This is a genomic window from Burkholderia sp. GW821-FHT14F03, assembly GCF_058803765.1.
On sequence record NZ_JBXAPG010000037.1, the window covers coordinates 1 to 21,926 of the forward strand.

The window sequence follows — 21,926 nt, forward strand, 5'->3', positions numbered from 1 at the left end:
ACATCAAGGACCCGACCCAGAACATCGTCTGGGTCACCCCCGAGGGCGGCGGCGGACCGAATTATCCGAACATGTAAGTCAAACCGGCGCGCGTTGGCGCGGCCACTTCGATAAGGAACGGACATGAGCAAGGAAGTCGTGGTAGTGGGCGGCGTGCGGACCGCCATCGGCAAGTTCGGCGGCAGCCTGAAGGACTTCGCGCCGACCGAACTGGGGGCGCTCGTGGTGCGCGAGGTGCTCGCGCGCACGGGCGTGAAGGGCGAGGACGTCGGCCACGTGGTGTTCGGCAACGTGCTCGCGACCGAACCGAAGGATCTCTATCTGTCGCGCGTCGCCGCGATCGACGCGGGCATTCCGGAGACGACCCCGGCGTTCAACGTGAACCGCCTGTGCGGCTCGGGCTTGCAGGCGATCGTGTCGGCCGCGCAGACGATCCTGCTCGGCGACGCGGAAGCCGCGATCGGCGGCGGCGCGGAAAACATGACCCGCGCGCCGCATATCGTGTCCGAGGCGCGCTTCGGTGCGCGGATGGGCGATATCCGACTGGTCGACATGATGCAGGGCGCGCTCAGCGATCCGTTTCACACCGTGCCGATGGGCGTGACGGCGGAGAACGTCGCGCGCAGGTTCGGGATCACGCGCGAGCAGCAGGACGCGCTCTCGCTCGAATCGCATCGGCGCGCCGCGCACGCGATCGCCGAGGGCCGCTTCAAGGCCCAGATCGTGCCGGTCGCGCGCACCGTCAAGGGGCGTGAAGTCGTGTTCGATACCGACGAGCACGTGCGCACCGACGCGGTGCCCGAGGACTTCGCGAAGCTCAAGACGGTGTTCGCGAAAGACGGCGGCACGGTGACGGCCGGCAATGCCTCGGGCATCAACGACGGCGCGGCGGCGGTGCTGCTGATGTCGCGCGAGGCGGCGGAACAGCGCGGGCTCAAGCCGATGGCGCGGCTCGTCGCGTATGCGCACGCGGGCGTCGATCCGCAATACATGGGCATCGGCCCCGTGCCGGCGACGCGCACGGCGCTGCAGCGCGCCGGGCTGCGCGTCGAGGATCTCGACGTGATCGAAGCCAACGAGGCCTTCGCGGCGCAGGCCTGCGCGGTGTCGCAGGAGCTGGGCTTCGATGCGGCGAAGGTGAACCCGAACGGCTCGGGCATCTCGCTCGGTCACCCGATCGGCGCGACCGGCGCGATGATCACCGTGAAGGCGCTGCATGAGCTGCAACGCGTGGGCGGGCGCTATGCGCTCGTCACGATGTGCATCGGCGGCGGGCAGGGCATCGCGGCTATTTTCGAGAACCTCGGCTGAAGAAAATAACCGGCCGCGCGGAGGCATGGCCGCGCGGTGCGACGAGGAACGGGCCGGCGCGTGGGTTGCGCCGGCCCGTTTTGCATCCGGCGCTTCATCGCGCGTGCATCAAGCCGGCAGCGCGCAGGTTCGCAGGAACGATTCGAGCGTCGCCGCCAACGCGAGCGGTGTTTCGTTCATCGGGTAGTGGCCGGCGTTGTCCAGCACCTCCAGCGTGGCGAGCGGATAGCGCCGCAGATAGGTCCGCTCCATCAGCGCCGCGTTGAACATCGCGTCGTGCGCGCCGACCAGCACCTTCATTGGATGCCGTCGGTCGAGTTCGTCGCTGAAATCGGTATCGGCCCACGCGGCGAAGTAGGCGGCGAAGGCCTCCGGCGCGGCGCGCTCCAACGAGTACGCCGCCTTCCACGTCACCCACGCGGCCGGCAGGCGCTGCCCCGTGCTGCGGGCGATGATGTCCCGGCGTCGCGCCGGCGACGCGGCGGCGGCGTCGAGCCACGCGCGATGGTCGGGATCGAAGGCGATCCCGCCGCATGGCACCGGCGTGATCGGCGCCAGCGCGCGCACCCGCTCGGGCGCGCGCGCGGCGATGCGCTCCGCCGCCATCGCGCCCATCGAATGACCGACGAGACTGAAGCGCGGGCAGCCGAGCGCATCCGCGAGCGCGAGCGCATCGGTGGCGACTTCGTCGATCGTGTACGCGCCGGGCGCGGCGCGCATCCCGCCGTAACCGCGGTTGTCCATGAAGACGTAGCTGAACGCGTCGGTCGAGAGCCAGGGCTCGATCGGCTCGAACGCGTGCGCATCGCCGAACCAGCCGTGCAGCACGAGGACGGCGTGGGGACCGCTTCCCACGCGATGAAACGTATTGGGCATGTCGACTCCGGAATCGAAAGAGAGGGGGTTGCAATCCGACGGGCGGCGCGAGCGGCCCCGGATCGACGACGGATTGTGCGTCGGGCAGTGCTGGCCCGCCTGCGTTGGCGGGTCAATCACTATAGAATCCGGGCCATGAGAGATACGCTGCTCGATCCCTACGAAGATCTCCCGCGCGACGTGGTGGTGACCGCCAACGACTACGCGCCGGGCGAGACCTTTCCCATGCATGCGCACCGGCGCGGGCAGTTCGCGTTCGCCGCGCGCGGCGCGATCAGCGTGGCGACGCCGCGGGGGCGTTGGCTCGTCCCGCCGCAACGCGCCTGCTGGGTGCCCGCCGGCGTCGCGCACGACATGACGATGAGCGGGCCGGTCACGATGCTCAATACCTTCATCGCACAGGCGGCGGCCGACGCGGCGGGCTTGCCCGATCAGTGCGGCGTGTATGGGGTGTCGGCGCTGCTCGGGCAGTTGCTCGCGGAGGCGGTCGATGTGCCGCCGCTGTATGCGCGCGATGGGCGGGACGGCATGCTGATGGGGCTGCTGGTCGCGGAAATCGCGTCGATGCCGCGCCTGTCGCTGCATGCGCCGCTGCCCGCCGATCCGCGTCTCGCGAGGGTATGCCGGCGCGTGTTCGACGCGCCGTCGATCACGCGCGATCTCGACGGCGTGGCGGCCGAGGCGGGGATGAGCCGGCGTACTTTCACGCGGCTCTTTCGTGCGCAGACGGGAGTGAGCTTCGCGGCGTGGCGGCAGCAGGTGTGTTTGCTCGCCGCCGTGGCGCGGCTGGGCGAGGGGCAGCCGGTCACGCGGGTCGCGCTCGATCTGGGGTATGCGAGCCCGAGTGCGTTCGCGTCGGCGTTTCGCGGGGTGCTGGGGGACGCGCCGAGCCGGTATGTGGCGGGGCGGGGGGCGGCGACATCGAACCCGGCCGAGCCGCTCGATGCCGGTTGAGTCGATTCCGCCGGCTGCCTTCAGCGATACCGCTCACCGCCGTCGGCCCGCGCGAATGAATTCCAGGCGTCCACGTCGAGCCGAAGCGGCATGCTGATGTCGTCCCGATAGGCGAACCGGGCCACGCTATTGCACGCTCGATCGAGCGACGGCCAAGCTCGGGATGAGCCCATCGATTGTCATGAGGCGTAGCCACGCATCTCACGCGCGCGCTCCATTCGCTTCGCATGCATCGACATAGCTTCGCTTCCTCCTTCGCGCTCCCACATCGCCGCAGAGCAAGATGCTTTGCGCGAAACCGATCGCCTGCCGCGCACGGGCAGTCGGCTTCATGCACGGACATTCCAGTCGGAGGACTACCTCATGGCGAGCAGAATCAATGGCGATCCCGGCAATGTATTCGACATGCCGATCGTGCCGGCCCACGCATTCAAGCCGTCGCAGGACGCGGAAGCCGAATCGTCCGACGCGCTGCGCCGGATCCTGAAGGAGTCGATCGAGCTGTTCAAGGTCGACGGCGATTCGAATCAAGCGCTCCCGAGCGATAGCGGGCCGGACGGCGGCGGGGATGCCTCGTTCAATTTCAAGCCGACCGGGAAATTCGCGCAGGCTCCCGCCGCGCCGCCGCCCGAGCAGCGTTGCCCGGCGTCGCCGGACCCGTCGATGGCGCGCTTCGCATCCGCGCCGCCCGACGCGAACACCTCGCGTCCTCCCGGCGACGCGCGCAGCGCGGAGCAGATCATCAAGGACAACCCGCTGCTCAAGCAGCTCGGCAACCAGAGCGGCATTCGCGACAAGCTCAACCAGCTGGTCGGCGGCCACATGGACAGCGATCCCGATCAGGCATACCGCGCGGCGGCCATGCTCACCTACGTGAAGAGTTCGAACAACCGCGAGGGCGGCGTGCGTTCCGATTCGCAGCTCGGCAACGGCAAGATCGACGGCTTCACCAAGGACGGCGACGCGCGCCACGGCACGGAAGCCGGCATGCTGCAGGACATCTGCAAGAACGGCTGGTCCTATGCGCAGGAAATCCAGGGCAAGGGGCACCAGCTCGATCAGACGAGCGACACCCATGTCCGCCTCGACGGCACCAACAAGGACAACCTGCAATGGGGCTTCGAGCAGGTCGGCAAGTATCTCGGCGCGATCGTGAAGGGCATCGGCAAGACGCTGATCGACGTCATCACCAAGGGGCGCTTCAATCCGGTGTCGGCGGCGATCAGCGCGATCAAGGACATCGGCGGCGAAGTGGCCAAGCAGGCGGTGAAGGACAGCGGCTTGTCGGCGGACGCGAAGCGCACCGCCGACAAGGTGTTCGACGTGCTCGATCGTTTCTAGCCCCGCTTCGCCTCACCGCGACGCGGCCCGGACGCCGACGGCGCGCCCGGGCCGCGAACCTGCGCTGATCCACGCTACACGAGCGTCACGTCGACGCGGAACGCATCCGATTGCGCCAGCGCCAGCTGCGCGAGCCGGCCGGCGGCGACGAGGTCGTCGCGGACGGCCTCGATCAGCGCGAGGCGCGGTGCGCTGTCGCCCACCGAGGCGCACGCAACCTCGGCCTTCATCGACACCTTCGCATCGGACTTGGCCTTGCGGATCGCCCGCAGCACATCGGTCGCCGCGTACGTCGCGGCGGCGCTCGCGGACGCGCCCGCGAGCGCGCGCGCAGCCGCGCCGTCGGGCCATGCCGCGCGATGGATCGAGCCGGCCTGCCAGCGCGACCAGACTTCCTCCGCGACGAACGGCAGGTACGGGGCGAACAACCGCTGGATGATCGACAGCGAGGCGCGCAGCGCGTGACGCGCGGATGCGCCCGCCGCGTCGGCGCGATGCGCGCGCGCCTTCACCAGTTCCACGTAATCGTCGCAATACCACCAGAAGTCCGCCTCGATCTGCGCGAGCGCCTTCGCATAATCGAGCGATGCCAGCGCCGTACCCGCCTGCTCGGCGCAGGCGGCGATCCGCGCGAGCATCGCGCGATCCAGCGCGGCGCTCACGGCGTGCGGCCCGCTCGCGTCGAAGCCGAGCACGAAAGTCGACACGTTGAGCAGCTTCAGCGCGAGCCGCCGGCCGTTGCGCATCTGCGTCTCGTCGAACGCCGCGTCGGCGCCCGGGCGGCCGAGCGCGGCCCAGTAGCGCACGCCGTCCGAGCCGTAGCGTTCGAGCAGCGCGGCGGGCGTGACCACGTTGCCCTTCGATTTGGACATCTTCTTGCGATCGGGGTCGAGGATCCAGCCCGACAGCATCGCATGCCGCCACGGCAGCCGGCCGTGTTCGAGATGGGCGCGGACGGTCGTGCCGAACAGCCAGGTGCGGATGATGTCGTGCGCCTGCGGCCGCAGGTCCATCGGGAACACCTGCTCGAAGCAGCCGTCCGGTTCTTCCCAGCCGGCCGCGATCTGCGGCGTGAGCGAGCTGGTGGCCCAGGTGTCCATCACGTCGGTCTCGCCGACGAAGCCGTTCGGCTGGCCGCGCTGGGCTTCCCGATAGCCGGGCGGCACGTGCGAGCGCGGATCGATCGGCAGCGCGGCTTCGTCCGCGTGGAGCGGTGCGTCGTAGTCGGGCGCGCCCGTCGCGTCGAGCGGATACCAGAACGGCAGCGGCACGCCGAACACGCGCTGGCGGCTGATCAGCCAGTCGCCGTTGAGCCCGTCGACCCAATGCGCGTAGCGCTGGCCCATGAAGCCGGGATGCCACTGCAACGCGTCGCCGCGTGCGCGCAGCGCGGCGCGCAGCGAGGGATCGCGGCCGCCGTTGCGCAGATACCATTGGCGCGTCGCGATGATCTCCAGCGGCCGGTCGCCTTTCTCGAAGAACTTCACGGCGTGCGTGACCGGACGCGGCGCGCACGCCAGCGCGCCGGCCTCGGCGAGCGCGTCGGCGATCCGGCGGCGCGCGTCGGCGGCCGTGTGGCCGCCGAGCCGCGCGTAGTGGGCCGCGCCGTCGGGGGTGTCGATCCAGGCGGGCGTATCGCGTCTCAGGCGACCGTCCTGATCGAGCACCGCGCGCGTCGGCAGATCGAGTTCGCGCCACCAGATCACGTCGGTGAGGTCGCCGAACGTGCAGGCCATCGCGATGCCGCTGCCCTTGGCGGGATCGGCGAGCGGGTGCGCGAGGATCGGCACGTTCAGGCCGAACAGCGGGCAGCGCGCCTGCCTGCCGAGCAGCGCCTGGTAGCGCGCATCGTCGGGATGCGCGACGAGCGCGACACAGGCGGGCAGCAGCTCCGGGCGGGTGGTCGCGACCACGATCTCGCGGCCGGCGTCGTCTGCGAAGCGCAGGTCGTGATACGCGCCGCTGACTTCGCGTTCCTCCAGTTCGGCCTGCGCGACGGCCGTGCGGAATGTGACGTCCCACAGGCACGGCGCTTCCTGGTTGTACAGTTCGCCGCGCCGGGCGTTCCGCAGCAGCGCACGCTGGCTGGCGCGCTGCGCGCGCGTGCCGATCGTCGTGTAGGCGAGCCGCCAGTCGACCGACAGCCCGAGCCGCACGAACAACGCGCGGAAGGCCTGCTCGTCGTGCGCGGTGAGCTGATGGCACAGCGCGACGAAGTTGCGGCGGCTGATGCGCGCGAACCGGCCGCGCTGCGCGGCCGGCGCGGCCGGCGGCTGGTAGGCGGGATCGTAGGGGATGGCCGGGTCGCACACGACGCCGAAGTACTGCTCGACGCGGCGCTCGGTCGGCAGGCCATTGTCGTCCCACCCCATCGGATAGAACACGGCGCGGCCGTTCATGCGCTGGAAGCGCGCGACGATGTCGGCGTGCGTGAAGCTGAACACGTGGCCGACGTGCAGCGAGCCGGACACGGTCGGCGGCGGGGTGTCGATCGAATAGATCGCGTCGCGCGGTGCGCTTCGATCGAATGCATAGGTCTGCTGCGCGTCCCAGTGGCGGGCCCATTTGTCCTCGATGCCTTCGAGGCGGGGCGGTGAGGCGGCGTGGGCGGTATCGGTTCGGTCGGTCATGCTGGATTCGTCATGGGCGGAAGGAATGGACGGCCGGGGGCCTTCGCCGCGCAGCGGGTGCGGGCGGAACGGGCCGGTCGAACGGCGGCGTGCGTCGGGGAAGACCCGGCGCGCGGCGGAGCGGATGGCTCAGCGGCTGACGTGGACGAGCGTCGCGGCGCGCGGGGGCGGGAAGCGCCAGCGCGGGAAAGACATGACGAACAGCGGATCGGGGGCCGTGTGGCGAAGCCGGGAAGGCAGGCGGGAATGACGCGTGCAGCGCGCGAGGAAGCGGACGAGGAAGCGGGCGAGCGGTCGGATGAGGTTGGCGCTGTTCAGCGCGCCGTTACGTTTAACGGTGACATAGCATCCTCCGGAGGTCGGGGGGAAGAAAACGAGGTGGCCGGCTGTTGGCCGGACAGACCTTTATAACGGATTGGCGCGCGTTTCGCAATGCATGCGGCGCACCGCGCGGTGCGCGTTCCGAATGACGCGAGGGCCGAGGCGGAGGCCGTGTGCGAGCGCGTTTGCCGGAGGGGCGGTCCAACTATTGCGCACGGTTCCGCAGGATGCGCACGCGGATCTCTCGCATGAGGCATACCGCCACGCGGGTTGTCCAGCCGGAATCCGAAGCGCGCGGCGATCGATCCCGCGCGCCGCACCGTCTCCGGCGTCGTCAGCGCGCGGCTGCCGAGCGGCATGCGCGAGGCCTTTGCATCGGTGATGCCGAGGCTCACGCTCGCGACGCAACCCGACGCGGTCGCCGACCGGCCGTCGAGCGCGTTCGCCGTGCAGCGGGCCGCGTGCGGCATGTCGAGCGTGGTGCAGCCGATCGAGGTGAGCACGTTGCGCCCGACGTGGAACGGGCACACGTTGCGCGAGCGCATGGAAGCCGGATACCGGATGCGCGAGAACGTGTTGTCCGTCACCGCGAAGCCGGCCGCGCGGCCGGAATTCGTGCTCGCATCGATTCCCGCCATGCAGGCCGGCGGACGCGGATCGTCGGGCGTATTCGACGTTACGTCAGGGGCCGCGATCGCGGTGCTTCAGTGCGCAAGGTCGCAGTCGTGCAATCGAAGCAGCGAGAAAGGAAGCGAGGCGGAAAGGACGTCGTCGTGCGATCTCAGTGAAGCGTGTCCGAATCCCGGGCAACTTTGATAAAGCGATCATCGAGCGTAATCCGGCCGACCGGAAATAATGCGAGACATATCAAATTCGTTCTCAAAGAAAATCCTGTGCAGTAAATCGAAAAGGTGAGTGGCTATTTGAATGGTTCCTCTGTAAATGGCTCACGAATTGAAAGCCGCGCGGTAAAAGGCCGGCGTCGATGTTGCATAACGATCAACGGCTCCGAAGTGTGAAGGAAGCCGTGTTTTGGTTTGCAAAGTTCAACAATTTGTCCTAGTCTCAAGCACGCTGTTTCGACGACCGGCGGTTTCATTACCGAGGAGACGGATCGAGCCCCCAGGCTGGCGGGCCGTGCTTTGCGCGGCGCACCGGCCGGCGCCATGGTGTCTTGGCGGACGTCCGCGCAGGTATTGCGCGGCGCGTCCGGCGGCCAGCGATCCTGAAATCGACGAGTCGCATAACTAAATCGGTTCCATTGGCGCGCAAGCGCTGAATCGGCCAAAAAAAGCGAGAGATGGAGGAAGGGATGTCTGCGCAGGATGTCATGGTTTTCCTCGAGAAATCATTCAAAGCGGCGCCTATTTCAAAGACGATGGGATTGCGCATCGCATTCGACGAAGAGGGCCATGCGACCATTTCGATGGCGCGCCGGCCGGATTTCGATCACGGTATGAACGACACGCATGGCGGCGTATTCGCGGCGATGCTCGACAGCGCGGGCTGGTTCACCGTGGCCGCGCAGTGTCGCAAGCTCGTCGTGACGGCGGATCTGCACGTCCGGATGCTGCAGGCGGCGAGACACCAGGATCTCGTCGCGACGGCCCGCCTCGTGCGGGGCGGCGGCAAGCTCGCGGTGGCCGAGATGAGCCTGAAATCGGCCGACGGCGAACTGGTCGCGACAGGCACCGCATCCTTCTCGATTCTCAGCGACCTACCGATCTGAGTCCGTTGCCGCGGACTCATTGAGTCTGCCTCACGGGCGGGGCGGTTTTTTTCCGAGCGGATCGATGCGCGCGCCTTCAGCGGCGCAGACATGCATTGGGCTTTCCATGACTTTTCATTTAAATTCGGATAACTAATGGATGACGAATCCGTGACGCCGCCGCATCGGACCATCATCGAGCGCCTGCGCCATTGGGCCGCGACGCGTCCGGACCGGCCGGCCTACACCTTCCTCAAGGAGCGCGCGCAGTTCGAGCGCGGCATGACCTTCGGCGAACTCGGCGCGGCGGTCGATGCACGCGCGACCGACGTGCGCGCGCGCGGGCTGGCAGGCCGGCGCGTGATGCTCATGCAGCCGTCGGGGCTCGATTACATCGTCGACTTTCTCGGCTGCCTGGCGGCGGGCGCGGTCGCGGTGCCGATGTATCCGCCGTCGACGCAGCGCGACTGGGACAAGCTCGCGGCGGTGATCGGGAACTGTCGTCCGTCCGCGTTGATCGTGGATGCGAAAACGATCGCGCGGCACGGCGATGCGTTGCGCGCCCAGCTCGGGCTCGAAGCCGGATGCAGCGTGCTGACGGGCGCGCCCGGGCCGTCGCCGATGCGCGCGAGCGACGACGACATGCCGCCGCTGGAGTCCGCCTCGCTCGCGTTCCTGCAATACACGTCGGGGTCGACCGGCACGCCGAAGGGCGTGATGGTGTCGCACGGGAACATCCTGCTCAATGCGCGTCAGCAGGCGCGGGCGATGCGCTGCGACGGCGATGCCGTGATCGTCAGCTGGCTGCCGTTCTATCACGACATGGGGCTCATCGGCATGATCCTGCAGGCGCTGTCGGTCGGCGCGCATGCGGTGCTGATGTCGCCGTTCAGCTTCCTGCGCAATCCGTCGAGCTGGCTGCTCGCGATCTCGCGCTATGCGGGGACCATCGCGGGCGGGCCGAACTTCGCATTCGATCTGTGCGTCGACAAGATCGACGATGCCGAGCGGGCCGAACTCGACCTGGGCAGCTGGCGCGTCGCGTTCAACGGTTCGGAGCCGGTCAAGGCGTCGACGCTCGCACGCTTCAGCGCGCGTTTCGCGCCGGCCGGATTCCGCGCGGATGCGCATTTCCCGTGCTACGGGCTCGCCGAGGCGACGCTCTACGTGTCGGGCGGGCATGCGGACGCGCAGGCGGTGCTGTCCGTCGCGCGCGCGCCGCTCGGCGCGAACCGGATCGTGCCGGCGGGCGATGCGGACGCGGGCGAGGCGCTCGCCTCGCTCGTGAGCGTGTACGCCACGCCCGCGGAACTCGATGCGCGGATCGTGGATCCCGTCACGTGGAAGGCGTTGCCGGACGGCGTGGTCGGCGAGATCTGGCTGAACGGGCGCGGCGTGACGGGCGGCTATTGGCAGCGGCCCGTCGAGACGGCGGAGACGTTCCGCGCGTATCTGGCCGACACGGGCGACGGGCCCTTCCTGCGCACGGGCGACCTGGGCTGCGTACGGGACGGAAGGCTCTACATCACGGGGCGCATCAAGGAACTGCTGATCGTCAACGGCGTGAATTACTACCCGCAGGATCTCGAGGACACGGTGCAGGCGCTCGGCGACCTGTACCGCGCGCACAGCGGCGCGGCGTTCCTGCTGGAGGACGGCGGCCTCGCGATCGTGCAGGGCCTCAATCGCGCGAAGCTCGATCCGGAGGCGATGCGCGCCGAGATCGGGCGCGTGCGCCGCGCGATCTGGGAAGGTCATGGGCTTGCGGCGGCGTGGGTCGTCTTCGTGCAGCCGGGCGAGATTGCCAAGACGAGCAGCGGCAAGATCCAGCGCGACTTGATGCGCCGCCGGCTGGCAGCGGGCGAACTGGCGGTGCTCGCGCAGTGGCGCGAGACGGATGATGAGGCGGCCGGTGTCGCGGTAGCCGGTGCCGAGGTGGTTGGTGCCGTTATGGCCGGCGCTGTGGCAGCCGATGACGCAATAGCCGACGATGCGGCAGTTGATACCGAGGTGACTGGTGCTGTGGCAGCCGATGCCGCAACAGTCGACGGTGCGGCAGCCGGTGCCGAGGTGCTTGAGGCAGCTATGGCTGGTGCCTCGATAGCCGACGCTGCGGCAGTCGATGCCGCAACAGCCGACGATGCCGCAGCCGGTGCCGAGGTAGTGGGTGCGGCCGCGACCGGTGCCTCGGCAGCCCATGCCGCGACGACCGCGCCCTATGCGGAGCACACGCCCGAAGCGCCGCCAGCCGCGCTGTCGCCGCGGGCCCGCGCGCTGATCGAATGGCTCGACGACTACGTGCCGCGCTGCGTGAATTCCCTGCAGATCGACGAGCGCCGCTGCATTCCGCCGAACATCGTGCTCGACTTCGGCAATCGCGGCCTGCTCGGCATGCTCGCGCCGCGCGAGGCGGGCGGCCTCGGGTTCGGCACCACCGATTTCACGCGGGTCGTGGAAGTGCTCGGCGCGAAGGACATGACGCTCGCCTTGTTCGTGGGGCTGAACAATGCGCTCGGCATCCGCCCGCTCGCCGAGCATGGCGGCGCGGCCTCGCGCGCGCGCCATCTCGCCGCGCTCGCGACCGGCCGCGAGCTGGCCGCGTTCGCGCTGACCGAGCCGGGCGCCGGGTCGAATCCGGGCGCGATCGCCGCGACCGCGCGCCGCCTGCCCGACGGACGCTACCGGATCAACGGCACCAAATACTGGAGCGGCTCGGCCGCGTGGGCGGGTGTCATTCACGTGTTCGCCAAGACGCTCGACGCGGATGGCCAGGTGACGGGCGTCACCGGTTTCGCGATTCCGGCCGCGAGCCCGGGCGTCGTGCAGGGGCCGGAGGCACTGACGATGGGGATGCGCGGCATGATCCAGAACACGGTCCGTCTCGACGGCGTGATCGCTCAAGCGGATCAGGTGCTGGGCGAACCCGATCACGGCATGGCGGTCGCGCAGGACACCATGTGCTATGGCCGGCTGGCGATCGCCGCGCTGTGCGTCGGCGCGATGAAGACCAGCTACCAGCTGATGCTGCGCTACGCGGGACGGCGCGAGATCTCCACCGGGCCGCTGCTCGCCAATCCGCACGCGCGCGATGTATTGACCGAGACGATGCGCGCGATCCGCGCGCTCGAACGGCTGGTGCGCGGCGTCGCCGAGCGCGTCGACGCCGGCGCGCGCGTGGCGCCCGAGCTGCTGGCCGCCTGCAAGTGTCTGTCGACGGAATGGCTCGGCGTGACGATCGACCGGACCCTGCAACTGGCCGGCGGGCGCGGCTACATCGAGACCAACCTGATTCCGCAGATCTTCCGCGATGCGCGGATCTTCCGCATCTTCGAGGGGCCGACCGAGGCCCTGCATCATTTCCTCGGGGCGACGGCGGCGCGCGCGCCCGAAGCGTTGCGCGCGCATCTGTCCGCCGGGCTGCGCGACGAGGCGGCCGTCGCGCGCCACTTCGACGCGGCGCTCGCGGCGGCGCGCGTCGCCGCCGAGGCCGATGCGGGCGATGCGCACTGGCGGCATCAGGCCACGGGGGCGTACCTCGCCGAACTCGTGCTGTATGCGGCGGGTGCGGCGCAGGCGCGCGACGACGCGGCCGCGCGCGCGTGGTTCGACGCCCGCCTCGACGCCGCGCGGCGCACGCTCGACGGCGCATCCGCGCGGCTTGCCCGGCTGGCGTCGGTGGATGCGCTGCGCGACTACGGCGCGGCGCTCGACGGCGAGATCGGCGTCGACCGGCGGCGCGCCGCGCAGCCCGCGTTCGAGTGCGATCCGCTGCTCGCGCCCGATGCGCCCGCGTCGCTGGCGTCGGCGGTGGTCTCGCCTGCGTCCCACTCGACGCCGCCTCCATCGATCCTGCATCCGGCGCGGCGCGACGACGGCTTGCGCGCCGCACCGCTCGGCATCGACGTCACGGCCGCGCGCCCGCGCGCGCCGCAGCCGGCCGCGCTGCGCGCGGGCGCCGACGCGCACGGCGAAATCCGCGACTTCATCGTCGGTTGGATCGCGGCGCGCTGCAAGCTCGCGCCGCAGACAGCGAGCGCCGACCTGGAATTCGCGATGTTCGGCCTGGGCTCGATCGATTCGACCGAACTCGCGGAATCGCTGTCGAGCCGTTTCTCGCTCGACCTCGATCCGACCGTGTTGTGGAACTATCCGACGCCGCGCCAGCTCGCGGCCTTCATTCATCACAAGCTGCCGTCCGGATTCGCGGCGCGCGCGCCGCAGGCCGCGCTCGCGAACGGACAGGCCAAAGCCTGAGGGGATGCCGATGCTTGCCAAGCTGTTTCGTCAACCGGTCGATGTCTGGCCCGCGCTGTTGATCAGCGGCCTGTTCGCCGTGCTGCTGCTGCTCTATTTCTTCGTCAGGGACCGTGCTTGGCTGATCGCGCTGTCGATCCTGCTGCTGCCGGCGCGGGTCTCGGTGGTCGCGTACAACCACAATCACATCCACTGCCTGACCTTCGTGCGGCAGGCGCCGAACCGGCTGCTCGAACTGATGATGTTCCTTGAAGTCGGCACGTCGCCGTTCTCCAGCACGCTGAACCACATCGTCGGCCATCACACGCACTACTTCAATCCGGCGCTCGATACGCTGAACTGGCGGCGCAGGGACGGCTCGCAGCAGGGGCGCCACGAGTTTTCGCTGCGCACGATGCTGTGGCACTACCCGTCGTGCATCACGCTCAGCCGCGACCGGCCGTCGCTGCGCGCGAAATTCATCGGCTACGGCGTACTGAGCATCGCGCTGCTCGCGACGCTGATCATCCACGATCCGTTCGCGGCGCTCGTCGTGTTCGTCGTGCCGATGCTGATGATGCTGTACCTGCTCAAGTACTCAGCCTACGCGCATCACAGCGGGCTGCCGCTCGGCGACGACTTCACGGCGTCGCGCACCAATACCGGCCGCTTCTACAACTGGCTCACCTGGAACGCCGGCTACCACGCCGCGCATCACGTGAGCCAGGCGCTGCACTGGAGCGAACTGCCCGCGTATCACGCCGAGCTGGCCGCGCGCATGCCCGCCGAGCTGCAGGGCGAGCGCTGGGGCGAGCAGTTCGCGCGCCCGGTCAGTGCCGCGCCGGCGCGTTGACCCGATCCCATCGCCCTTCCTCCGGGCCGACGTCCGGAGGCCGGAATTTCCCCCGACTCTCACGGAACCACCGACATGTCCGACACCGCCCTTGATTCGCGCACCGCCACTCGCCAGCTGATCCGCGACACCGTCGATCCCGCGCTGTGGGCCCGCAACGAAGCATTCACGCGCGAGCTGGTGAGCGATACCATCCTCGCGCACCGCCTGCATTGTCATCCGATCCTGCAAGCGTGGGAGAACGGGGAATTCACGCTGCGCGCGATCCAGCTCGTGCACACCGAAGTGCGCGCGGCCTTTCTCGAAGCGTTCAGCGAGTCGCTGCTGCGGCTGATGCAGACCGCGTCGCAGCTGGAGCCGACGCTCGGCTACCGCGCGAAGCTCGCCGCGCGCTTCCTCGTGCAGCTCAACGTGCTCGACGAGATCGGCTTCAAGCTCGACGGCGGCGACGGCCGCGCGCTCGGCCATCCGTCGTTCGCGCACTACTGGCTGCTCGCGGACGCGATGCGCACGCTCGGGCTCGACGAAGCCGGCTGGCGCGCGCACACGCCGTCGCCCGAGGCCCGCGCGACGCGCGCGACGCTCGACGAGAACCAGAACGATCATCTGCGGCTCGCGGTGCTGCTCGCCTGCATCGAGACGGTGTTCATGCCGTACTACGGCCCGTGGGCGAAGAACAGCATCCGCGTCTGTCCCGCGCTCGCCGAGCCGAACGGCTATCACTCGGTGCACGTCGAGGACGATGCGGGCCATTTCGTCGACGACGATCATTCGGAGGACAGCTGGTACGTGGTGCGCCAGGCGCTGACGGCCGAGCGCTACGATGAGATCCGGCGTTTCACGGGGGCGCTGCTCGACACCTGGGCGACGCTGTTCGACCGCCTGCACGAACTGCGCCGCCTGCAATGACGCCCATCCCGACGCACGACGCGGCCCCGGCCGCGTGGCTGATCGGCGCGGCGTGCCGGTTTCCGGGGGCGGACGACGTCGACGCTTACTGGCGTCTGCTGCTCGACGGCCGCGTGGTGGCCGCCGAGCCCGGCCCGGAGCGCGCGGACCTGTGGGCGGCCGCGCGCGCGCCCGCGCTCGCGGGGCGCGTCACGACGCTCAAGGGCGGCTATCTGCGCGACGTCGCGGGCTTCGACGCCGACTACTTCAGCATCGCGCCGCGCGAGGCCGCGCGGCTCGATCCGCAGCAGCGCATGCTGCTGACCGTGACCCACGATGCGTTCGAGGATGCCGGCATCACGCGCGCGGCGCTGCGCGAACTGAAGGTGGGCGTGTTCATCGGCGCGGGCAGCACCGACTACATGACGCTGTGCGGCGGCGACAAGACGGCGATCGATGCGTACCACGGCATCGGCAATTCGCACAGCCTGCTCGCGAACCGCCTGTCGTACTACTACAACCTGAAAGGCCCGAGCCTGACGATCGACACCGCGTGCTCGTCGTCGCTGACGGCGCTGCACGTCGCGATCCAGGCGCTCGAACGCGACGCGCTCGATCTCGTGCTGGTGGGCGGCGTGAACCTGATCGCGGCGCCGGATCTCACGCTCGCGTTCTCGCAGGCGGGCATGCTGTCGCCGAGCGGCCGCTGCCGGACCTTCGCGGCGGATGCGGACGGCTATGGGCGCGCGGAAGGCGTCGGCGTGGTGGTGCTGACGCGCCGGCCGGCGTTCGCGCCGAGGGCGCGCTGCGCGATCCGCGCGAGCGCGGTGAACCAGGACGGCCGCAGCAACGGCATCACCGCGCCGAACGGGCTGAGCCAGGTCGAGGTGATCCGCGCGGCGCTGGCGCGCGCGGGCCTCGGGCCGGCCGATCTCGGTTATGTCGAGACGCATGGCACCGGCACGCGGCTTGGCGATGCGATCGAGATCGACGCGGTGCGCGTCGCGCTCGGCGCGGGCGAGGCGGAGGCGGACGCGGACGCCTGCTGGCACCTCGGCTCCGCGAAGGCCAACGTCGGCCACATGGAAGCGGCGGCGGGCATGGGCGGATTGATCAAGGCGATGCTGATGCTGGAGCATGGCATGGTGCCGCCGCATCCGATCGCGCCGCCGCACAACCCGCTGCTCGACGCCGCGCAAGGGCGGCTCGCGATCGCCGCGCGTGCGACGCCGTTGGGCGCGCACGCCTGCGTCGGCGTGAGTTCGTTTGGTTTCGGCGGGTCGAACGCGCACGTGATCGTGGCGCGCGCCGACGTTGAACGCGCGGAGCAATCGGTCGCCGATGAGCCGGGGCCGCATTTGCTGCTGCTGTCGTCGCGCAGCGCCGCGCTCGCGGAAGGCGATGCGCGTGCGCTCGCGGCGCGGCTCGCCACGGGCGAGGTGTCGCTCGCGCGGGCGGCGGCGACGCTCGCGCGCCATCGTGAGCCGCTCGGCCATCGCGGCGCGCTCGTCGCGCACGATCTCGCCGACGCGGTGCGGCAGCTCGATGCCGCGCCGCCCGTCGCGGCGCGTGCGCGCGCGCCGCGCCTGGCGTTCGTGTTCACCGGACAGGGCAGCCAGTACGCGGGCATGGGCGCGGATCTGTATGCGCGTCATGCGACGTTTCGCGCGCATTACGACGCCTGCGCGGCCCATATCGCCGCATGCAGCGGCTGGGAGATCGCGGACCTGATGCAGGGCGGGGCACGCGGCGAGCGCGCATTGCTCGACGACACGCATCTCGCGCAGCTTGCGCTGTTCTGCCTGGAATACGCGCTTGCGCACTGCCTGCTCGACGCGGGTGCGACGCCGGAGGCGCTGATCGGCCACAGCCTGGGCGAACTGGTCGCGCAGGCGGTGGGCGGGATGCTGACGCTGGAGGATGCCGTGGCGCTCGTGCATGCGCGCGGCCGCCTGATGCAGGCGGCGGACGGCGAAGGCGCGATGCTCAACGTGTTCGGCGCGGAGACGCAGGTGCGCGACGCGATCGCGCGCAGCGGCCGGCCGGTTCACGTGGCGGGCATCAACGGCGCGCGTGCGATATCGGTCAGCGGCGCGCGCGCGGCGATCGAGGCGTTCGCCGCGCACGCGCAAGCCGAAGGGCTCGCCTGTCGCGCGCTGTCGGCTCGCCATGCATTCCATTCGCCCGCGCTCGGTCCGGCGGCGGCGCGGCTCGCGGCATTCACGCGCACCCTCGCGACGGCGCCCGCGCGGATTCCGGTGATCTCGAACCTGGACGGCGCGCCGCTCGATGCGCTGCCGCCCGGCTCCGACTACTGGAGCCGGCAACTGGTCGCGCCGGTGGAATTCCGGCGTGGGATCGAGGCGCTCGCGGCGCGCGGTTGCGACCTGTTCGTCGAGATCGGGCCGGACCGGGTCCTGTCCGGATTGATCGCGCGCGACCACGGCGCAGCGGGCGTGCTCGCGGTCGCCACGCAACGGCGCGGCGCCGACGGCTTCGCGTGCCTGCTCGACGCACTCGGCCAGTTGCACACGCAACAGGTGACGCTGCGGCCCGAGGCGCTGTCGGCGGACTACACGCCCGCGCGGCTGCCCGCGCGCGGGCTCGATGCGCAGCCGTATTGGGACACGCCGCCCGCCGCGCCGGCGCGGGCATCGGCGTCCGCGACCACGTCCGCGCCCACGTCCGCGCCCACGTCCGCGCCCACGTCCGCGCCCACGTCCGCGACCACGTCCGCGACCACGTCCGCACCCACGTCCGCACCCACGTCCGCACCCACGTCCGCACCCACGTCCGCGACCACGTCCGTACCCACGTCCGCGCCCACGTCCGCGCCCACGTCCGCGCCCACGTCCGCACCTACGTCCACACCCACGTCCGCACCCACGTCCACACCCACGTCCACACCCACGTCCGTACCCACGTCCGCGACCACGCGGCCGGCGGGCGCGTACGACGCGCTGGTCGCGCGCCAGCTCGACGTGATCGGCGGCCAGCTCGCGGTGCTGCGCGCGCGACGTGCCGCTTCCTTACCTCCCGGGAGTCCACTCCAATGACTGACGTTTCATCGTCCGCCCTCGCGCGGATCACGGCGCATGTCGTCGGCGAGCTTGCGCACGGCCTCGGCCTCGCGCCGGACCGGATCGATCCGGAACGGCCGTTCGTCGATCTTGGCGCGGATTCGCTGATCCTCGCGGAGACGCTGCAGGACATCAATCGCCGCTACCGGGTCGCGCTGTCGATCGGCGAGATCTACGAGAGCGTGAACACGGTGGCCCGGGTCGCCGCGCATCTGTATCAGCATGGCCGGTGGCAGGCGGTGCTCGATGCGCGGCCCGGCGCGGCGTCCGCGGTCGCGACGACGCCTGCGGCGTTCGCGGCGGAGGACGCGCCGGCGCTCGCGGCGCCGCTCGTCGCCGACACGTCGGGGATCGAGGCGCTGTTCCGGCGGCAGCTCGACCTGATGGAGCAACAGCTCGCGCTGCTGGGCGGCGGCGCGCCGGCGCGTGCGCCGACGATGCCCGAGCGCGGGCCGGCCGCCGTCGCGCCGCCCGCGCCGACCTCAGCCGCCGCGAGCTTCCCCGCTGCGCGCGAATCCGGCCCGCTTCACGCGTCGGCCGAGGCGGCCGCCACCGCCGCGCCGTCCATCCCCGCTTCCGCCGCCGACGATCGCTTCAGCGCCTTCGCGCCACGCCTCGAAGCGGACCGGCGCGGCGACGATGCGCGCACGCGCGCGCATCTCGATGCGTTCGTCGCCTGCCAGGACGCGCGCCTGAGCGCCTCGAAGGCGCTCGCGCAGGCTTACCGCTCGCCGCTCTCGGACAACCGCGTGTCGGCCGGCTTCCGGCCGCTGCTGAAGGAACTCGTGTACCCGGTCGCGGCGATCCGCGCCGAGGGCGCGCACGTCGTCGACATCGACGGCAACCGCTATGTCGATTTCACGATGGGCTTCGGCGTTCACCTGTTCGGGCATGGGCCGGCCTTCATTGCCGATGCGCTGCGCGCGCAGCTCGACGTCGGCATGCCGGTCGGGCCGCAATCGCCGCTCGCGGGGCGCGTGGCCGAATGGATCACGCGCTTCACCGGCCACGAGCGCGTGGTGTTCTGCAATTCCGGCACCGAGGCGACGATGACCGCGATCCGGCTCGCGCGGCTCGCGTCGGGCCGCGACAAGCTCGTGATCTTCCGCAATTCGTACCACGGCAGCTTCGACGGCGTGCTCGCGCGCCGCGGCGCGCATGGCGAGACCCGGCCGGCCAGCCTCGGCACGCCCGATTCGTTCGTCGCGGACACGATCGTGCTCGACTACTGCGACGACGCGTCGCTCGACTACCTCGACGCGCACCACGCGGAGATCGGCGTCGTGCTGGTCGAGCCGGTGCAAAGCCGCGCGCCGTCGCTGCGGCCGGGCGCGTTCCTCAAGCGGCTGCGCGCGCTCACGCAGGCGCGCGGCATCGTGCTGGTGTTCGACGAGGTGATTTCCGGGTTCCGCTGCGCGCGCGGCGGCGCGCAGGAATACTTCGGCGTGCGCGCCGACCTGTGCGCGTACGGCAAGATCGTCGGCGGCGGCATGCCGATCGGCGTGGTCGCGGGCAGCGCGCGCTGCATGGACGGCATCGACGGCGGCTGGTGGCGCTACGGCGACGACAGCTATCCGGAACGCCCGACGATCTTCTTCGCGGGCACCTTCTCGAAGCATCCGTTGACGATGGCGGCCGCGCTCGCGGTGCTCGAACGTTTCGCGCAGCTCGAACAGACGGATCCGGAATTCCACGCGCGCTTGAACGCACGCACCGAGTCGCTGGCCGAGCGCCTGAACGCGGCGTTCGCGGAAGCCGGCGCGGCGATCGCGGTCGAGCATTTCAGCTCCCTGTTCCGCTTCGCGTCGGAAGGCAGCCTCGATCTGTTCTATCACCATCTGCTCGCGCACGGCATCTACATCTGGGAAGGGCGCAACTGCTTCGTGTCGGCCGCGCACACCGACGCGGATCTCGATCAACTGGTCGAGACCGTGCGCGCGGTGTGCGCGGCGCTCGCGCCGCTCAGCCTGATCCCGCTCGCCGCGAAGCCGGATGCCGCCGCGCCCGCCGCCGTACCCGATTCCGTGCCGCTGACCGACGCGCAGCAGCGCTTTCTCGCGCTGGAGCGCTCGCGACCGGAAGGGCGCATCGCGAATCACATCTGCTTCGCGTTCCGCTTCGACGCGGCGATCGATGTCGTGCGTCTCGCGGCGGCCGTCGACGAGACGCTGCGCGCGCACGATGCGCTCGCGTGCCGCATCGACGTCGACGCCGGCGTGCAGCGTTTCGGCGGCGCGCCGCCGCGCCCGACCGAGCGCGTCGAGCATGCGGAGCCGCTCACGCCCGAGCGCGCGGCCGCGCTCGCGGATCACGAGCAGGCGGAGCCGCTCGACGTCGACGCGGGCGACAACCTGCGCGCGCGCGTGCATGTGTTTCCGGACGGCGCGCTGCTGTGCGTGTCGGTGCACCACCTCGTCTGCGACGGCTGGGGGCTCGATGTGCTGCTGGCCGGCTTCGCGCAGCGCTTCAACGGCGAGCCGGTCGAACCCGCGCCGTCGTATGCCGAATGGATCGCGCACGAGCGCGACTATCGCGCGAGCGACCGCTACGCGGCCGACCGCGCGTACTGGGCCGGGACGATCCGCGAGATCGCCGCGTATCAGGCGCGGCATCCGCCCGGCGCGGTGCATCATCCGCGCGACGCGGCCGCGCGCCCGGGCGGCCGCGCGAGCGTCGCGCTCGATGCCGCGCGCTCGGTCGCCGTCGCGGCCGCGGCCAAGCAGGCCGGCACCACCACCTTCACCTGGCTGCTCGCGTGCCTGCAATGGTTCGTGGGCCGCGTGTACCGGGGCCGCCTGCCGGTGGTCGGGATGCCGTTCGCGAACCGCACGAGCCGGCTGCGCGGGCTGGCCGGCAACTGCGTGAACCTGCCGCCGCTGCTGCCCGCGCGCGGCGAGGGGGCGGGCTTCGACGCGGTGCTGCGCGAGGCGCGCGCGGCGTTCAGCCAGGTGATGTCGCATGCGCGCTTCCCGCACCACGAGCTGCGCGCGCTGTATCTGGCCGAAGGCGCGCCGGAGCGCGACACGCCCGTCGACATCACGTTCAACGTCGAGCCGCTCGCGCAATTGCCGGCATTCGGCGCGACGACGCCGGCGCTGGTCGTGCCGGTGAACCGCTGGATCGAGTTCGACCTGATGTTCAACCTGTTCCTGTTGCCCGACGGCTTGCGCATCGAACTGGATTTCAACACCGCGCTGTTCGCGGCGGACGAGGTGTACGGCTGGCTCAACCTGTTCGCGAAGCTGATCGAGAACGAATCGGCGCACGCGGCGGAGCTTGCGCCATGAGCGCCGCCGCTCCGCTCGCGCTGCGCCGGCGCATCGAGGCCGCGGCCGCGCCGCTGCGGCGCGCGCTCGTGGTCGACCACGTGCTCGGCGCGCTGCGCGAGGCGCTCGCGCTCGATCCGCACGAATCGCTCGACGCGCAGGCGCGCTTCGCCGCGCTCGGCATCGATTCGCGGCGCGCGCTCGAATTGAAGGAGGATCTCGACGAGGCGCTCGGCTGCGTGCTGCCGACCACCTTGTTCTTCGATCATCCGACGCCGGAGCGGCTCGCGGCGTTCGTGGTGGAACGGCTGTTCGGGGTGGCGGCGGCCGCGCCGCCGGCAGGGGCTGCCGCCGCGCGCGACGCGCCGGACGGCGAGGACGATGACGAGGATCTCGATGCGGCGCTCGCGCGCACGCTGCGCAAGTACGACCTGTGACCGCGGCTCCCATTCCGCCGGACGAACC

The 21,926-nt window shown here is 70.5% G+C and carries 14 protein-coding genes; 12 read left to right on the plus strand and 2 right to left on the minus strand.

The features are described from left to right. Together AC1RQF_RS23380 and bktB are read left to right on the plus strand one after the other, a co-directional pair. A partial coding sequence (locus AC1RQF_RS23380; RefSeq protein ID WP_133168007.1) for a 4Fe-4S dicluster domain-containing protein occupies window positions 1-77 on the plus strand: 77 nt, incomplete at its 5' end. Window positions 78-123: 46 nt separating this feature from the next. Further along, window positions 124-1,311, plus strand: a complete 1,188-nt coding sequence (gene bktB / locus AC1RQF_RS23385) for a beta-ketothiolase BktB (protein WP_492873061.1) — start codon at window positions 124-126, stop codon at window positions 1,309-1,311. Between the two features lie 108 nt (window positions 1,312-1,419). On the opposite strand, the gene AC1RQF_RS23390 is transcribed toward bktB, so the two are convergent. Further along, the gene (locus AC1RQF_RS23390) at window positions 1,420-2,187 is read right to left on the minus strand and encodes an alpha/beta fold hydrolase (protein ID WP_492873062.1); all 768 of its coding nucleotides are present in this window, start codon (window positions 2,185-2,187) and stop codon (window positions 1,420-1,422) included. A gap of 135 nt (window positions 2,188-2,322) precedes the next feature. Between AC1RQF_RS23390 and AC1RQF_RS23395 the strand changes: the two genes are divergently transcribed. After that, window positions 2,323-3,141, plus strand: coding sequence for an AraC family transcriptional regulator (locus AC1RQF_RS23395; RefSeq protein WP_492873063.1), 819 nt, complete (start codon window positions 2,323-2,325; stop codon window positions 3,139-3,141). A 363-nt stretch (window positions 3,142-3,504) separates the two neighbouring features. Further along, a complete protein-coding gene (locus AC1RQF_RS23400; protein ID WP_273996949.1) occupies window positions 3,505-4,482 on the plus strand; it encodes a hypothetical protein in 978 nt (325 codons plus the stop codon). Between the two features lie 74 nt (window positions 4,483-4,556). On the opposite strand, the gene valS is transcribed toward AC1RQF_RS23400, so the two are convergent. Continuing rightward, window positions 4,557-7,112, minus strand: coding sequence for a valine--tRNA ligase (gene valS / locus AC1RQF_RS23405; protein WP_492873064.1), 2,556 nt, complete (start codon window positions 7,110-7,112; stop codon window positions 4,557-4,559). A 591-nt stretch (window positions 7,113-7,703) separates the two neighbouring features. Between valS and AC1RQF_RS23410 the strand changes: the two genes are divergently transcribed. The 8 genes from AC1RQF_RS23410 (at window position 7,704) to AC1RQF_RS23445 (ending at window position 21,898) form a co-directional block, all read left to right on the plus strand. Continuing rightward, window positions 7,704-8,249 (plus strand): hypothetical protein, encoded by a 546-nt coding sequence (locus tag AC1RQF_RS23410; protein WP_273996946.1) that lies wholly within the window; start codon window positions 7,704-7,706, stop codon window positions 8,247-8,249. A gap of 484 nt (window positions 8,250-8,733) precedes the next feature. Next, on the plus strand, window positions 8,734-9,162 hold the full coding sequence (locus AC1RQF_RS23415) for a PaaI family thioesterase (RefSeq protein ID WP_273996945.1): 429 nt from the start codon (window positions 8,734-8,736) through the stop codon (window positions 9,160-9,162). Between the two features lie 135 nt (window positions 9,163-9,297). Further along, window positions 9,298-13,395: an AMP-binding protein gene (locus AC1RQF_RS23420; RefSeq protein ID WP_492873065.1), complete on the plus strand. Its 4,098-nt coding sequence runs from the start codon at window positions 9,298-9,300 to the stop codon at window positions 13,393-13,395. Window positions 13,396-13,405: 10 nt separating this feature from the next. Then, a complete protein-coding gene (locus AC1RQF_RS23425) occupies window positions 13,406-14,227 on the plus strand; it encodes a fatty acid desaturase (protein WP_273996943.1) in 822 nt (273 codons plus the stop codon). Window positions 14,228-14,302: 75 nt separating this feature from the next. Then, complete coding sequence (locus tag AC1RQF_RS23430) at window positions 14,303-15,136, plus strand: hypothetical protein (RefSeq protein ID WP_492873066.1); 834 nt, start codon at window positions 14,303-14,305, stop codon at window positions 15,134-15,136. Continuing rightward, window positions 15,133-18,171: a type I polyketide synthase gene (locus AC1RQF_RS23435; RefSeq protein WP_492873067.1), complete on the plus strand. Its 3,039-nt coding sequence runs from the start codon at window positions 15,133-15,135 to the stop codon at window positions 18,169-18,171. The genes AC1RQF_RS23430 and AC1RQF_RS23435 overlap by 4 nt, the downstream gene beginning before the upstream one ends. Next, complete coding sequence (locus AC1RQF_RS23440) at window positions 18,168-21,482, plus strand: aminotransferase class III-fold pyridoxal phosphate-dependent enzyme (protein ID WP_492873068.1); 3,315 nt, start codon at window positions 18,168-18,170, stop codon at window positions 21,480-21,482. Before AC1RQF_RS23435 ends, AC1RQF_RS23440 begins: the two co-directional genes overlap by 4 nt. Beyond that, window positions 21,479-21,898, plus strand: coding sequence for an acyl carrier protein (locus AC1RQF_RS23445; protein ID WP_273996940.1), 420 nt, complete (start codon window positions 21,479-21,481; stop codon window positions 21,896-21,898). Before AC1RQF_RS23440 ends, AC1RQF_RS23445 begins: the two co-directional genes overlap by 4 nt. Window positions 21,899-21,926: the final 28 nt, after the last annotated feature.